The organism is Actinoplanes sp. 13 (genome assembly GCF_056134165.1).
The window spans coordinates 160566-176303 of record NZ_JBVYOQ010000005.1; the positions used below are offsets into that span (position 1 = coordinate 160566).

Here is a 15738-nt window from a genome sequence, read left to right on the forward strand (position 1 = left end):
TCGGTCGCGGATGATCCGGCGCGAAACTACTGTTGGTGACATGACCGCGATGGCCCCCGCCCGCACCGAGACGGACCTGTCCTTCCTGCTGGACCACACCAGCCATGTGCTGCGCACCCGGATGACGGCGGCGCTCGCCGGGATCGGGCTGACGCCGCGCATGCACTGCGTGCTGGTGCACGCCCTGGAGGAGGAACGCACCCAGATCCAGTTGGCCGAGCTGGGTGACATGGACAAGACGACGATGGTGGTCACCGTCGACGCGCTGGAGAAGGCCGGGTACGCGGAGCGCCGCGCCTCCAGCACCGACCGCCGAGCGCGGATCATCGCGGTGACCGCCACCGGCGCCGAGGCGGCCCGGCGCAGTCAGGAGATCGTCGACGGCGTGCACCGTGACGCGCTGGGCAGCCTGCCCGGCGACGAGCGGGAGGTGCTGGTGCGCGCCCTGAACCGGCTGGCCACCGGTCATCTCGGTACGCCGGTGGAGAGCAGCCGGCCGGCCCGGCGCGCGCGGCAGCGTACAAAATAGGTCTCTTGAATATCGTCTCTAACAAAACTATCTGCTAGCGTCCTCCTCGTCACATCACGAGGAGGACCCATGCTTCATTCCCGCGGGACCGCGCTGGCCGTGCTCTCGGCAGCCGGCCTGATGACGATCCTGGACGGCAGCATCGTGACCGTCGCGATGCCGGCCATCCAGCAGGACGTCGGGTTCTCGCCCGCCGCCCTGAGCTGGATGGTCAACGCCTATCTGATCCCGTTCGGCGGGCTGCTCCTGCTGGCCGGCCGGCTCGGTGACCTGCTCGGGCGCCGCACCCTGTTCCTGGCCGGCAACGCCGTCTTCACCGCCGCGTCCCTGCTGGCCGGCACCGCCGGCACCCCCGGCATGCTGATCGCCGCCCGCTTCCTGCAGGGCGTCGGCAGCGCGCTGGCCGCCGCCGTCGTGCTCGGCATCCTGGTCACGATCTTCACCGAGCCGGCCGAGCGGGCCAGGGCGATCGCGGTCTTCAGCTTCACCGGCGCCGCGGGCGCCTCCATCGGCCAGGTGCTCGGCGGTGTGCTCACCGATGTGCTCAGCTGGCCGTGGATCTTCTTCATCAACGTGCCGATCGGGGTGGCGACCATCGCGCTGGCCCTCGTCGCGCTTCCCCGCGACCGGGGCGCCGGGCTGTCCGCGGGTGCCGACGTCCTCGGCGCGGTCCTGGTCACCTCCGGGTTGATGCTGGGCATCTACACCGTCGTCAGGGTCGAGGAGCACGGCTGGATCGCGGCACACACCCTCGGGCTCGGCGTGGTGGCGCTGGCCCTGCTCGCCGCGTTCGCGGTCCGGCAGGCCACCGCCGCCACCCCGCTGATGCCGCTGCGCATCCTGCGCTCGCGCAACGTGGCCGGGGCCAACCTGACCCAGATGCTCTCGTTGTCCGGCATGTTCGCCTTCCAGGTGCTGGTCGCGCTGCACATGCAGAAGGTGCTCGGCTACACCGCGCTGGAGACCGGCCTCGCCATGCTGCCGGCCGCGGTCGGCATCGGCGCGGTCTCGCTGTTCGTCTCCGCGCCGCTCACCGCCCGCCTCGGCGCCCGCACCGTGCTCCTGGCCGGGCTGGCGCTGCTCGTCGCCGCCATGGGGCTGCTGAGCCGGATCCCGGTGCACGCCGACTATGTCGCCCACCTGCTCCCGGTGATGGTGCTGATCTCCGGCGGCGGGCTGGTGCTGCCGGCGCTGGCCACGCTGGGCATGTCCGGTGCCCGGGAGAGCGACGCGGGCCTGGCCTCCGGCCTGTTCAACACCACCCAGCAGGTCGGCATGGCGATCGGTGTGGCGGTGCTGTCGACGCTCGCCGCCGCCCGCACCGACCGCCTCCTCGCCGCGGGGGCGGGGCAGGCGGCCGCGCTGACCGGCGGTTACCGGCTGGCCTTCACGGTCTCCGCCGGCCTGCTGCTGGCCGGCTTCGCGGTCGGCCTGACCGTACTGCGGCAGACGTCAGCCGAGCGTGTCCATCAGCAGCAGTGAGGCGTCGTCCTCCCGCTCGACGCCGGGCACGATCGCCATCATCAGATCGGCGAGCTCGTCCGGCCCGGCCCCGGGGTTCGCCGCCAGGATCCGGTGCAGGCGGTCGATGCCGTCGTCGATCGGGACGGTGCGCGTCTCGATCAGCCCGTCGGTGAACAGCAGCAGCCGGCTGCCCGGCGGCAGCCGCCGGGTGTGGGTGCGCCGGGTGACCCCACGCAGCCCGCCGAGCAGTGGGCCACCGTTGGGCAGCTGCTCGATCGAGCCGTCCGGCAGCACCAGCGTGGGCGGGATGTGGCCGGCGTTGGCCCAGGTCAGCGTGTGCCCGCCGTCGGGCTCGGCGGTGAGGTACGCGACCAGCACGGTGGCGATCTCGGTGATCCCGAGCACCCGCCCGGCCCGTTCGAAGCGGGCCAGCAGGGCGGACGGATAGTCGTAACGGTCCACCAACAGTGCCCGCAGCATGCTGCGGTAGTGGCCCATCGCCGCCGCCGAGGTGACACCGTGACCGGCGACGTCGCCGATCACCACGGCCATCCGGGTCTCGTCGAGGCGAATCGCGTCGTACCAATCGCCACCGACCAGGTCGGCGCGGTTCGCCGGCGCGTACCGGGCGGCCATCCGCACGTGGTTCATCTCGGGCAGCGGGGTGAGCAGCGCCTTCTGCATGGTCTCGGCGGCGGTGCGGCGGTCGTCGTACGCGCCGGCCCGCAGCAGCGCCTGCGCGACGTACCCGGACAAGGCGGTGAGCACGGCCTGCTCGGTCTCGCCGGGCGAGTACGGCTCCTTCCAGCAGAAGGTGAGCGCGCCGATCGGCCCGTGCGGGCCGGGCAGCGGCACGCTGACCGCCGCCTGCCAGTCCATCTCGTGGAAGGTGCCCAGTGCGTCCGGGGTGTGCTCGGCCACCGCCGCGAGGTCGGGCAGCACCACGGTGGCGCCGGTGCGGGCGGCCAGCCCGGACGGGGTGCGCACCTCGGTGCCGTAGGTGGCCCAGCGGGTGGCCAGGTGCTCGGGCAGCAGGCGTCCCGAGGCCAGCTGGATCTGGCCGGTGTCCTCCATCCGGGACACCCCGACGTACGCCGGCGGGTCCAGGCTGCCGATGATCAGATTGCGCACGGTCTCCACCACGTCCTCGGAGGCGGTGGCGGCGCCCAGGGCGGCACTCGCGCGCAACAGCAGGCGGCTGCGCTCGGCGATCACCTCGGCGCGGTCCGCCTCGGCCCGGCGGCGGTCCTCCGCGTGGTACGACGCGATGCGCAGCTGGAGGCTGTCCGAGCAGGCGGCCGCCAGGTCGGTCAGCAGCGAGAGCTCCTGCTCGGACCACTGCCGCGGCTCGTGGTCGATCGCGCACAGCGAGCCGAGCACCCGCCCCTCGGCGTCGTGCACCGGCATCCCCGCGTACCCGATCACGCCCAGCTCGGCGATGGCGAGGTTGCCGTGCACCCGCGGGTCCTCCCGGGCGTCGGTGACGATCAGCGGCTCGTTCGTGTCGACGACGTGCCGGCAGAACGAGTGGCTGAGCGGGGTCTGCCGTTGCGCGGCCCAGGGCTCGCCCAGCCCGCAGGCGCCCGGGAAGAACTGCCGCTCGGCATCGACCAGCGAGACCAGCGCCACCGGCACGCCCAGCACCGTGCGCACCATCGCGGCGAACCGGTCGAACATCGGGTCGGGAGCCGCGTCCAGTCCGGTACGCAGCAGCGCGGCGAGGCGCTGCCTCTCGTCGCCCTCACCGGTGCCGCCCCGCGTCATCTGCGCCTTTCGATGTGTTCTGCTCATGTGCCCGGGTCACTTTAAGCGAACAGGCCACGATGTCATACCCAGCATCGCAGCGATGTGAGAACACTCTTCGGGTGGGTACCGGGGGTGTCGATGAAACGGGCAGATGATCTCTTCGCGTCCGGCGGCGAGATGGGACGACTCATGTCCCGGACCGACTGGGCGGCGACCGACGTGGGCCCGGTCCGGGACTGGCCGCAGAGCCTGAAGGCCGCGGTCCGGATCGTGCTGTCCTCGCGGTACCCGATGCTGCTGCTGTGGGGACCGAACTTCACGCAGCTCTACAACGACGCGTACTCCGCGCTGATCGGCGACAAGCACCCGGCCGCGCTCGGCGGCGACGTGCGGGTCACCCTGGCCGAGGGCTGGGACGTGCTCGGCCCGCTCATCGCCGAGGCGATGGCCACCGGTGTCGCCAGCTGGGTTCCCGCCCTGCAACTGCTGCTGGACCGCTCGGGCTATCGGGAGGAGGCGTACTTCAGCGTCTCGCACGCGCCCGCCCGCGACGATGACGGCACCACCGTGGGTGTCCTGACCGTGTGCAGCGAGGTCACCGACCAGGTAGTCGGCGAGCGGCGGCTGCGCCTGCTGCGGGATCTGCCGCTGCCCGGCGGCGACGGACCGGCCGGCGTCGAGCAGACCTGCGAGCGGATCTGCGAAGTTCTCGGTGAGCACCGGCTGGACGTCCCGTTCGCCGCTGTCTATCTCCGTGAGGGCGATGTCCTGCGGCGCTGCGCCCACGTCGGCGCCGACGGGTCCACCCTGCCCGAGACGGTCACGATCGGCGCGGAGGGCGACCCGTGGCGGCTGGGCGCCGCCACCGGCGCGACCGTCGAGATCGGCGACGTGCGGTCGCTGCTCGGCCTGACCGGCGGGCCGTGGAACGACCCGGTGTGCGCCGCGGTCGCCCAGCCGCTGCCGGCCGGGGTGCTGCTCACCGGGATCAGCCCGAACCGGGCGCTCGACGAGACCTACCGCTCGTTCCTGCAGGTGCTCGGGCAGCAGGTCGCGGTGGCGATCAGCACCGCGCGGGCCTATCAGGAGGAACGCGACCGGGCGGCGGCGCTGGCCGAACTGGACCGGGTGAAGACCGAGTTCTTCACCAACGTGAGCCACGAGTTCCGTACCCCGTTGACGTTGATGCTCGGCCCGTTGTCGGACGCGCTGGCCGATCGTGAGGAGCCCCTGGGCGAGGCGCAGCGGGCCCGGATCGACCTGGCGTGGCGCAACGCGACCCGCCTGCTCACGCTGGTCAACGAGCTGCTCACCTTCGCCGGCATCGGCAAGGGCGAGCCGGGTCCCGCGCCGCGGGCGATCGACCTGGCCCACTACACAGGGGAACTGGCCGGGGTGTTCCGCGCGGCGATCGAACGCACCGGGCTGCGTCTGGAGGTGGACTGCCCGCCGCTGCCGCGGCCGGTGGCCGTCGACCCCGCCCGCTGGGAGCGGATCGTCACGAACCTGATCTCCAACGCCCTGAAGTTCACCTTCGTCGGCCGGATCCGGGTGAGCCTGGAGTACGACCCGGCAGCGATCCGGCTGCGGGTGGCCGACACCGGCATCGGCATCGACGCGGTTGAGATCCCCCGGCTCTTCGACCGGTTCCACCGCGTCCGAGGCGCCCGTTCCCGCAGCCACGAGGGCACCGGCATCGGACTGGCCCTGGTCCGCGAGCTGGTCCGGTTGCAGGGCGGCGACGTCGAGGTCGCCAGCGCGCCCGGCGAGGGGACCACGTTCACGGTGACGCTGCCGTGGGCCGCCGTCGAGGCCGGCGCCGCCGCCGAACCCGCGGAAGGCATGTTCGAAGCGGCCCGGGCCGTGGCCGGCGAGGCCGGCCGATGGGCCGGCGACAGCACGCCCGATCCCGCGCCGGCCACCGGCTCCGGGCGGCGCATCCTGGTCGCCGACGACAACAGCGACATGCGCGCGTACGTGGCCCGGCTGCTCACCGCCGAGGGCTGGCGGGTGGAGACGGTGCCCGACGGCGAGGCCGCGCTCCAGTCGATCCGCCGCAACCCGCCGGATCTGCTGGTCACCGACGTGATGATGCCGCGGCTGGACGGGTTCGCCCTGGTCCGCACGCTGCGCGCCGACGAGGACACCCGCGGCCTGCCGGTGGTGATGCTCTCCGCCCGGGCCGGGCAGGAGTCCGGCGTGGAAGGGCTGACCGCGGGCGCCGACGACTACGTGGTCAAGCCGTTCACCGCGAACGAGCTGATCGCCCGGATCCGCAACACCCTCGAACTGGCGAGCCTGCGCGCCGGGCACACCCGGCAGCTGACCGCGCTCAGCGACACCGCCGCGGTGATCGCCTCCGGCCGTCTGCTGGAGGAGGCGTTCCAGGTTGCCACCGACCAGGCCCGGGCGATGCTCGAAGGCGTGTCGGCGGTCACGGTGCTGGACGGCGGCGGACGGCGCCCGCCGCTGCGGTTCCGGTCACCCGGCGGCAGGGACGGCAACGGCAAGGACGGCGGCCGGCCGGGCGACGCGGTCCAGGCCGAGATCACCAGCCGCGACGGTACGCGCATCGGCAGCGTGACCGTGCGCACCGACCCGGCGCACCCGCCCACCGCGCAGGCGCGGTCCATCCTGCAGCCGATGGCCGACATGCTCGCGTCGCTGGCCGAGAGCACCTGGCAGCTCGAGCACGAACGGCAGATGACGCTCACCCTCCAGCAGGGCGTGCTGCCGGCCGGCCTTCCGGCACCGGACGGCTGGAGTCTGCACACCGCGTACCAGCCGGCGTCCGGGCGGGTCGGCGGCGACTGGTACGACGTGGTGGAGGCGCCTGGCGACCGGCTGGTGATCAGCATCGGGGACGTGGCCGGGCACGGGCTGGGCGCGGCGGTGACCGCGGGACAGGTGCGCAACGCCGTCCGGGCGTACGCCGTCGAGGACCCGTCGCCGGCGGACGTCGTCAGCCGCGTCGCCGCGCTCGTCGGCCGGCTGCGCACGCCGTTCTTCGCGACCCTGCTCGTGGTCGACCTCGACCTGGCGACCGGCACGTTCGAGTGGTGCAGCGCCGGCCACCCCACCCCGGTGCGGTCGACGGCCGCCCGCTCGTGGCTGCTCGACGGCTGGATCGGGCCGCCGCTCGGGCTGACCGGCTCGGCGTACCGGCAGAACCGGGACACCCTGGAGCCCGGCGAGCAGCTGCTGCTCTACACCGACGGCCTGGTCGAAGACTTACCCGAGGCGATCGACATCGGCCTCGAACGGCTCCGGCAGCGCTGCCACCAGGAGTTCGCCGCGGGCGCCACGGTCACCGCGCTCCTCGACGCGGTGCTGGCCGACGTGACGCAGCCGCAGCACGACGACATCGCGGTGGTCGCGCTGCGCCGCGGGACGGCGATCGCCGAGCCGGCCGCCGCGGACATCCCCGACGTCGACGTGACCTGGACCTATCCGCTCGGCCCGGGGGCCTCGAGCTCCGTGCGGCGCGATCTCAAGGCGGCTCTGGACGGCGGCGACCCCGATCTGCTGTACGACCTCCAGGTCGCCGCCACCGAAGCGGTGAACAACGCGGTCGAGCACGCCCAGCGGCCCAGCCGCCCGGAGGTGCAGGTCCGGCTGCGCGTCTCCGGCGGGCAGGTCCGCGTCGAGGTGCAGGACTTCGGCGGCTGGCGGGCCCGGCCACCGGCCCGCGACCGGGGCCGCGGCGCGATCCTGATGAACGCCTACGGCGACGTCCGGGTCACCTCGACCGGCACCGGCACCCTGGTCACGATCGAACGTCGCTGGTCAGCCCCGGCAGCGACCTGATTGAGGGCGCCGCGACGGGGTAGTCGGCGCGCCATGAGCACAACCGCCCACGAATTCCTGTCCGACCACCGTGACGAGCTGATCGACCAGCTCGCCGGCTGGGTGAACATCCCCTCGGTCGCCGGCGTCCCGGAGCACCAGGCCGACCTGCTGCGCTCCGCGAACTGGCTGGCCGGGGTGCTGCGCGACACCGGCTTCCCGACCGTGGAGGTGTGGAAGGCCGAGGGGGCGCCGGCGGTCTACGCCCAGTGGTGTGCGGCGCCGGGCGCCCCGACGGTGCTGGTCTACAGCCACCACGATGTGCGCGCGGCCAAGGCGGAGGAATGGGAGGAGACCACCCCGTTCCAGTCCGTGGTCCGCGACGGCTACGTCTACGGCCGGGGCGCCTCCGACGCGAAGGGGCAGGTGATCGCCCACGTCTGGGGCATCCGCGCCCACCTGGCCGCGACCGGCCGGACGGCACCCGCAGTCAACATCAGGATGCTGGTCGAGGGCGAGGAGGAGACCGGGTCGGCTCAGTTCGAGGGAATGCTCGAGGAGAACCGGGAGCGGTTGAAGGCCGACCTGGTCGTCTTCTCCGACACCCTGCTCTGGCATGCCGAGCACCCCGCCGTCAGCACCAGCATGCGCGGCACCATGAACGCCTCGATCGAGGTACGCGGCCCGCTGCGCGACGTGCACAGCGGCGCGGTGTCCGGCCCGGCTCCCAACCCGGTGTTCGAGCTGTCCCGGCTGCTCGGACTGATGCACGACGACAAGGGCCGCATCGCCATCCCCGGCTTCTACGACGAGGTGGCCGAACCGACCGAGAAGCGGCGCGCCGAACTGGCCGACCTGCCGTACAGCGACGAAGACTGGATCGAGCGCTCCCAGACCCGCAGCATCGGCGGGGAGGCCGGCTGGACCGTCCTGGAGCGGCTCTGGCTGCGCCCGCAGATCGAGGTGATCAGCATGCTCGGCGGCGACGCGATCGGCCCGTCCCGCGGCGCGGTGCCGGCTGCCGCCGAGGCCAGCATGACCATCCGGTTCGTCCCCGACCAGACCCCGGAGTCGATCTCCGAGCAGATGCACCGGTGGGTCGCCGAGACGATCAGCGACAGATTCGAGTACAACCTCACCGTCAGCGTGGAGGCGGCCCAGAAGGCGTACGCCACTCCCCCGGATCTGCCTGCCGTCGCCGTGCTGGCAGCCGCCATGGAGGAGGGCTTCGGCAAACCGGCCGGCCGGATGGGCAACGCCGGCGGCGGCCCCGCCGAACTCATCTCCCGGGTGCTCGACGTTCCGGTGGTCTACTTCGGCACCGGCCTGCCCGAGGACCGCTGGCACGACAGCGACGAGCGCACCTCGATCAAGGTGCTGCTGGCCGGCGCCGCGACGATGGCCGCCTTCTGGCCGCGCCTGGCCGGATAGCGCCGCGCAGCGCGTACAGATCGACAGTTTTCCACGCCGCAACCGGGGAATGCCGCCCGCACCTTCGCCAGAAAGGACCAACCATGGCTTCCCGATCGACGGCCGGCGGCGTCGTGCCGGCCCGTTCCGCGGTACGCACCTCGGCCCTCGTGGTCGCTGCTGTCTTCCTGCTCGTCGGCGTGCTCGGGTTCATCCCCGGCATCACCACGAATTACGGCGACATGACCTTCGCCGGACACCACTCCGACGCCCTCCTGCTCGGCGTCTTCCAGGTGTCCATCCTGCACAACATCGTCCACCTGCTGTTCGGCGCGGCCGGCCTGGCCCTGGCCCGCACCGCCGACGGCGCCCGCCTCTACCTGATCGGCGGCGGCGCGATCTACCTGGTCCTCTGGCTCTACGGCCTGGTCATCGGGCAGGAGTCCGCCGCCAACTTCGTTCCGCTCAACCCCGCCGACGACTGGCTGCACCTGTTCCTCGGCCTCGGCATGATCGCGCTGGGCCTGCTCACCACCCGCCGCGCCACCCGCTGACCGTCCCGATCCGGCCGGGCGGTTGCCGCCGCCCGGCCACGCCCCTCACGATCCTGAACGCACGCCGAACTCCGCCCGGACTCAGCCGCCGATCGTCGCGCCCGCGGCGTCCAGGGCGGTCAGCAACTCCTCGTGCGGGAAGTTGTCGCTGCTCTGCCGGGTGCTGTAGAAATCAGCGCGGTTGCGGCCGGTCTGCTCTGCCCACCGGTGGCCGGCGTCGTTCGTGAACCAGGCGACGTTCTGCCCGCGCAGGTCGGCCCGGATCAACCAGTCTTCGGCCGTCGGCCAGTAACCGGTCCAGCCCGCGGGCCGCAGGGACGCGTAAGCGGCGGCGACCGCCGCGGTGGCCGCCTCCACGTCGTCGTCGTCGAACACCGCGGCGAACCGGCACAGCAGTGCGAGCGCGGCGCCGGGGTGACGATCGCCGTCGGCAGCCCGGCAGAGCGTCTCCAGTTCCGGCCAGCGCAGCGCGTGCGGATGCCACTGGGCGGTGTCGTCCCAGCCCAGTTCCGCGGGTTCGGTCAGTCCGGGCACGAGGACACCGAGCGTGTGGTGGTCGGCCCCGAGACAGACGTCGAGCACCAGACGGCAGCCCCCGCCGACGCTGAACTCCACCTCGACGCCGGTGAAGTCCTCGTCCTCGTCGAGGTCGCCGACCTCGTCGTCGAGCCGGTCGGCCAGGTCACCGAGCCGTTCCGAACCGGCCTCACCGTCGTGGGCGAAGGTGTAGCGGGCCCAGAACAGCGGGTCGTGCAGCGGAAGATCCATGCTGGGATCATGCCGGGCGGTGCGCGTGACACCCCGCCCGGGGCCGTGCGCCGAGCGGGAAGGCCCGGCCCAGCGGCACCGGATGGCATCATTCGCTCCGCAGCGGCCGGGCTCGCGACCGGGCGTACCGACGAAGGGGTCAGCGCAACCAGGCGGGACGCCGCACCAGCGGCGCCACCAGGACCGTCGCCAAGCCGGCCGTGGTGATCGCGGCGGTGGGTGAGGTCAGTTCGGCGAGAGCGCCGAGCACCAGCGGGCCGAGGCCCTGCAACGCCATCAGGCCGGTGGAGAGCAGGGCGAAGAGCTGGCCGGTGCGGCCGTCGGGTGCGGCTTCGAGGAACTCGCGTTGCAGGCCGAGGCCGTACGCGAAGCCGGTGCCGGCCAGGACCAGCAGCGCGATGAGGACCGCCAGCGGGGGTGCGGCCAGGAACAGGACGAGCGGCGCGCCGAGCAGGACGGTGAAGGCGCCGGCGTAGCGCTCGCGCAGGGAGGGGCGCAGGAAGCGGCCGACGGCGAGGTTGCCGAGGAACATGCCCACGGCGGGGGCGGCCATCAGGGCGGCGCCGGCCGCGGCGGGGAAGCCGCGGTGCGCGCCGTAGGCGACGAAGAGGGCTTCGGCGCCGGCCACGAAGGCTGAGGGCAGCCACTGGGCCAGCAGCAGGCGGCGGACGGTGGGGTCGGCGAGCATCGTGGTGGCGCCCGCCCAGCTGTCGCGGAAGGTGCTCTTCGCGGTGGGCGCGTCGTGCTCCTGCGGGGCTGTCGCCTTGCCGGCGGGGAGACCGAGATGGACCACCGCGGCGGCGATCAGGTGGCAGGCGGCGGCGAAGAGGAGGGCCTGGCGGGGGCCGAACGCCGCCACCGCGACGCCGCCACCGGCCAGGCCGAGCAGCTGGGCGGCGGAGGACGACATGCTGGAGACGGAACGGCCCAGGACGTACGCGTCGCCGGTGAGCCGTTCGGCGATGACCCGGGCCGCCGAGCCGGCGAAGACCGGGGTGAAGCAGGCGATCACCGCGACCAGCAGCAGGCTCACCGCGACAGGCAGGACGAGCAGGCCGAGCGCGGCTGCCAGGAGCGCCTCGACCGCGTAACCGACAGTGATCAGCGGCCGGGGACGCAGCCGGTCGGTGAGCGACCCCAGCAGCAGCCCGCCGGCGAACTGGGGCAGGAAACCGGCCGCGAAGGCGAGCGCGCTCAGCAGCGGCGAGCCGGTGCCGGCGTAGACCAGCACCGACAGCGCGAAGATCTGCAATGAGTTGGCGCCGATCGCGAGGGTCCGCGCGACGAACAGCGTGCGGAACGTCGGCTCGGCGAACACCTCGCGGTAGGAGGCCGGGCGGTCGGTGAGGGTCATGGTGCCAGCCTGCCGACGACTCCGGTCGGGCTCGAATGTTTCGTTCAGCGGCGTAAGGTCGGGGCATGCTGCGGTTCGAGGCGGGCGCGGACGATCTGCTGCGGACCCGGTTCGCGCTGTCGCCGGTCTTCGAGCTGCACCACCTGATCCGAGGCCTGGCCGGGCCGCACCGCCAGGGCGTACCCGAAAGGTGGTCGGCCCGGCTGCGACCGCGTCTCGCCCCGCTGCGCGCTGCCCCCGCGCTGGCCGCGATGCTGACCCTGCACCTGCCGCGCTCGGGGGCGACGTTCCTGTCGCCGCCGCCGCGAGGCCTCGGGCAGACGATCGAGGACGATCTCGCGGCGGTGCGGGCGACGCCGCCGGCGCTGGCGCGTGCGGAGATCGACTTCTATCTGCGGCGGCGGGCGGACGTGACGGCTGCGGCGCGCGAGGTGCTGACCGCGCCGGACGTTCTGGATCATCTGGCGGATCTTCTCGCCGCGGCCTGGGCGGTGCTGCTCGCCGACGACTGGCCGCGGCTGCGGCTGCTGTGTGAGCGGGACGTGGTGCACCGGTCGGCCGAGCTGGGACGCTCCGGGTGGGCGACGGCGCTGGCCGGGCTGCACCGCAAAGTGCGCTGGCGCGACGGCGGGATCGACCTGGTGGGCCGGCCGGGTGACGCCGTCGCGCTCGGTGGCGCGGGCCTGCTGCTGGTGCCCTCGGTGTTCGTGTGGCCGGAGTACGCGGTGTACGCCGACCAGCCGTGGCCGAAAGCGATCGTCTATCCGGCTCGTGGGGTGGCGACCCTCCTGGAGCACGGGCCGCCGGCGGCGCCGGAACACCTGGCCGGGCTGCTCGGGCGGTCCCGGGCCGTGCTGCTCGGCGCCCTCGCCGACCCGGCCAGCACCAGCCAGCTGGCCCGCGCGTTCGGGATGGCGGTCGGCGCGGTCGGTGACCATCTGGCGATGCTGCACCGCGCCGGGCTGGTCAGCCGGGCCCGGTCCGGGCGTTCGGTGCTCTATCGGCGCACACCGCTCGGCGACGCGTTAACGGGCGGCGACGCGGATCTCCGAGAGGCTGGTCCACGGGTGCCCGCCCACCTCGGAGAGCGCCCTTAGCCGCACATATCTGGCGGTGCGGGCGCTGAAGCAGGCGTTCTGCTCGGCGGCGGTGTTGGGCCAGGTGCCGGCCGCTGCCGGGGTGCCCCAGCCGGTGCCGTCGGTGGAGGTGTGCACCTCGAACCGGGCGATCCGGCCGTTGACGTAGACGTCCGTACGCGGCTGCTGATAGACGCAGCTCACGGTCATCGCCCGGCCCAGGTCCAGCTGGATGTCGTGCGGGTGCGGCGGGTCGGTGGCCGCCGACCACACGGTGTGCCACAGCGTGGCGACATTGCCGTCGACGGCGTTCGTGCCGCGCCCGTTCTGGCTCGCGGTCTCCTCCGAGTCGACCGATCGCACGGTCAGCGCGGTGCGGGGCAACCGGGGCGCGACCGACACGTTCAGCTCGGCGACCGACGTCCACGGCTGCGCCTTCACCTCGGAGAGCGCGCGCAGCCGGACGTAACGTCCGGTCTTCGCGGCGAACGTCGCGGACTGCTCGGCAGTGCTGTCGATCCAGGCGCCGGTGGCGACGGCGGTGCCCCAGTTGGTGCCGTCGGCGGAGACGTAGACCTCGTAACGGGCGATCCGGCCGTTCGACGCCGTGCCCTGGCGGGGCCAGTAGTGCAGGCCGGTCACGTCGTACTGGCCGCGCAGATCCAGCTGGATCTCGTGCGGGTGCGGCGGGTCGGCGGCGCCGCTCCACACCGTGTGCCACATGGTGGCGAGGTTGCCGTCGAGGACGTTCACGCCGCGCCCGTCCTGGCCGGCGGTCTCCTGCGAATCCACCGAGCGAACGGTCATCGCGGTCTGCGCGAGCCGCTGCCGTACGAACGTCGCCGTGTATGTGGTGTTCGTGGTGGGCGCGGTCACGGTGTGCGTCTGGGCGCCCGCGTCGGACCAGCCGGCGTAGACGTACGCAACGCCGCCCGCGATCTGCGGTGTCACCCCGCTGACCGAGTTCGCCGAGCCCTGGATGACCGTCCGGGTGAACGGTGTGACCTGCGCGGTCCCGCCGACGGTGAGCTGGGTGCCGGACGGGTTGCCGGCGAAGGTCAGTTGCACGGTCCGCGGGTCGAGCCGCCGGGTCGTGGTCGACGACAGCCCGCCCGCGTCGGTCGCCGTCAGCACCAGCTCCAGGTGTGACGGGAATTCGTGGTCCGGCGCCGGGAAGGTGGCGCCGGTCGTACCGTTCCACTCCTGCGCCGTGTGGGTGTGGCAGTTGTCCGGGGCGTAGCAGTGGTACTGCAGCAGCCGCCAGCGCAGCGCCGTCGCCGGCAACGCGCCCTGATCCGGATCGGTCGCGCCACCGCTGAACGTGATGCTCTGCCCGACCGCGAAGGTGGTGCCCTCGGCCGGCCCGTCGATCACCGCCACCGGCGGCGAGTTCCCGGACTGGATCTCCACGGTCTGGGTGTCGGCCGCGTCGAGGCTGTCCAGCACACGCAGCCGGGCCGTGTACGGGCCACCGGGCGGGTACGTGAAGCTGGCGGTCGGCGTCCGCGCGTCGACCGTCCCGTCGTTGGTGAAGTCCCACTCGAACCGCAGCAGCCCCGCGTCGGCCGGATCCGGATCGCTGGACTGCCGGGCGTCGAAGTTCACCGTCAGCGGTGACGCCCCGGTGGTCGGCGAGGCGGTGAGCGCCGCGGTCGGCGGCTGGTTCCCGGCGAAGTAACGGATCCGCCGCACGGTGCCGCCCGCGTCCGCGTAGTACAGATCACCGCCCGGCCCGATCTCCAGGTCCACCGGGTTGGCCGCGCCGGCGACGAAGGTGATCCGGTCGGTGGCGGCCGGCACCCCACCCGGGGTGGGCGGCCGCATGGCCCAGATGCAGTCACGGGTGTAGTCCGCGAAGAACAGCGCCCCCCGGTAGCTCTCCGGGTATTCCGACTCCAACGGCGCGAACGTCATCCCGGAGATGCTCGACCCGCCGGTCGGGCAGCGCTCCCCCGCCACCACCGGCTCGGAATGCTTGTACGCGTAGTGCGGCCCGGTCTGCCCACCGGCCGTGTACAAACTCTCGCACAGCTCCAGGTTGGCGCCGTCGTAACCGCTCTGCCGGTCCGTCCCTTCGAAACAGGGCCAACCCAGATTTCGTACGGCCGTGGCGGTGCCGGTCAGCCGGTTGATCTCCTCCCAGGTGTTCCAGCCGACGTCGCCGACCCACAGCTCACTCGTGCCGGGGCGCAGGGCGAACCGGTACGGGTTCCGCATCCCGTAGGCGATGACCCGTCGCGTGTTCAGGTCACTCGACCCGATCGCCGGGTTGCCGGGCGCCGCCGCCCCGGTCGCCGGGTCCAGCCGCAGGATCGTCCCGTCCAGCCCGGTGGGGTCCGCTGCGCTGCGCACGTCCTGCGACCGCAGCGCCCCGCCCTGCGCGCCGGGCGGGGTCATGGTGCCGCCCGGCGGGTCGCCGCACGGGTTGACCGGGGCGCCCAGCTGCCCGTAGTCGACCGCGTTGTAGCTGGCCCCGTCACCGCCGCTCAGATAAAGCATGCCGTCGGCGCCGAAACGCAGATCGCCGATCGAGTGCGACGGGTACTGCTGGCACCAATCGTGCAGCAGCACCGTCTCGGTGCCGCTCGCGTCCAACCGGGACAGCCTGGCCGTCACCACACACCGGCCGCCGTTGGCGCCGCCGACCGCGGTGCAGTTGTCGTTCCAGACGGGCGCGATCTGCCCGGGCGGGGCATCGTAGGTGTAGGTCACGTACACGAACGGCTGGGTGGGGAAATCGGGGTGCAGCGCCAGCCCGAGCAGGCCCCGGTCGTTCTGGTTGTGCACATTGGTGCGCAGATCGGCGAAAATCGTCGGGGTGGTGTCGGCAATCGAGTCGAACACCTTGATCCGCCCCGCCTTCTCGGCCACGAAGATCCGGCCGTCGGAGGCGAACTCGATGTTCATCGGCAGGTCGAGGCCGGTGAGGACGGTCTGTTCCCGGAACCCGGCGGGAAGCACCGCGGCCTGAGCGGGCAGCGGCCCCATCACGACCAGCATCGCGGCGACCAGAATGCTGACGACGATGCTGGAAGCTGCCCGCATGGGTGC

10 protein-coding genes are annotated in these 15738 nt (G+C 72.8%); 6 read left to right on the plus strand and 4 right to left on the minus strand.

Annotated features, from left to right (window positions below):
- Positions 1-40: 40 nt before the first annotated feature.
- Together AC0NH5_RS13270 and AC0NH5_RS13275 are read left to right on the plus strand one after the other, a co-directional pair.
- On the plus strand, positions 41-529 hold the full coding sequence (locus tag AC0NH5_RS13270; RefSeq protein ID WP_474403255.1) for a MarR family winged helix-turn-helix transcriptional regulator: 489 nt from the start codon (positions 41-43) through the stop codon (positions 527-529).
- Between the two features lie 69 nt (positions 530-598).
- Positions 599-2011, plus strand: coding sequence for an MFS transporter (locus AC0NH5_RS13275; RefSeq protein WP_474403257.1), 1413 nt, complete (start codon positions 599-601; stop codon positions 2009-2011).
- Here AC0NH5_RS13275 and AC0NH5_RS13280 read toward each other — a convergent pair.
- On the minus strand, positions 1982-3784 hold the full coding sequence (locus tag AC0NH5_RS13280; RefSeq protein WP_474403259.1) for a GAF domain-containing SpoIIE family protein phosphatase: 1803 nt from the start codon (positions 3782-3784) through the stop codon (positions 1982-1984). The two genes, AC0NH5_RS13275 and AC0NH5_RS13280, sit on opposite strands and share 30 nt — an antisense overlap.
- Before the next feature lie 93 nt (positions 3785-3877).
- Between AC0NH5_RS13280 and AC0NH5_RS13285 the strand changes: the two genes are divergently transcribed.
- The 3 genes from AC0NH5_RS13285 to AC0NH5_RS13295 all read left to right on the plus strand — a co-directional run bounded on the left by AC0NH5_RS13285 (position 3878) and on the right by AC0NH5_RS13295 (position 9489).
- Entirely contained in the window at positions 3878-7546 is a 3669-nt protein-coding gene (locus tag AC0NH5_RS13285; RefSeq protein ID WP_474403261.1) for a SpoIIE family protein phosphatase, read from the plus strand.
- 33 nt (positions 7547-7579) lie between these two features.
- Entirely contained in the window at positions 7580-8956 is a 1377-nt protein-coding gene (locus AC0NH5_RS13290; protein ID WP_474403263.1) for a M20/M25/M40 family metallo-hydrolase, read from the plus strand.
- 83 nt (positions 8957-9039) lie between these two features.
- Positions 9040-9489, plus strand: coding sequence for a DUF4383 domain-containing protein (locus AC0NH5_RS13295; protein ID WP_474403265.1), 450 nt, complete (start codon positions 9040-9042; stop codon positions 9487-9489).
- 81 nt (positions 9490-9570) lie between these two features.
- Here AC0NH5_RS13295 and AC0NH5_RS13300 read toward each other — a convergent pair whose 3' ends face one another.
- Together AC0NH5_RS13300 and AC0NH5_RS13305 are read right to left on the minus strand one after the other, a co-directional pair.
- On the minus strand, positions 9571-10257 hold the full coding sequence (locus AC0NH5_RS13300; RefSeq protein WP_474403267.1) for a hypothetical protein: 687 nt from the start codon (positions 10255-10257) through the stop codon (positions 9571-9573).
- Positions 10258-10396: 139 nt separating this feature from the next.
- Entirely contained in the window at positions 10397-11611 is a 1215-nt protein-coding gene (locus tag AC0NH5_RS13305) for an MFS transporter (RefSeq protein ID WP_474403269.1), read from the minus strand.
- A 65-nt stretch (positions 11612-11676) separates the two neighbouring features.
- On the opposite strand from AC0NH5_RS13305, the gene AC0NH5_RS13310 reads away from it, so the two are divergent.
- Positions 11677-12708, plus strand: a complete 1032-nt coding sequence (locus tag AC0NH5_RS13310; RefSeq protein WP_474403271.1) for an ArsR/SmtB family transcription factor — start codon at positions 11677-11679, stop codon at positions 12706-12708.
- Here AC0NH5_RS13310 and AC0NH5_RS13315 read toward each other — a convergent pair.
- Positions 12637-15732 carry a discoidin domain-containing protein gene (locus AC0NH5_RS13315; RefSeq protein ID WP_474403273.1) on the minus strand — a complete coding sequence of 1032 codons (3096 nt, stop codon included), beginning with the start codon at positions 15730-15732 and terminating at the stop codon, positions 12637-12639. The genes AC0NH5_RS13310 and AC0NH5_RS13315 overlap by 72 nt on opposite strands.
- Positions 15733-15738 lie beyond the last annotated feature (6 nt).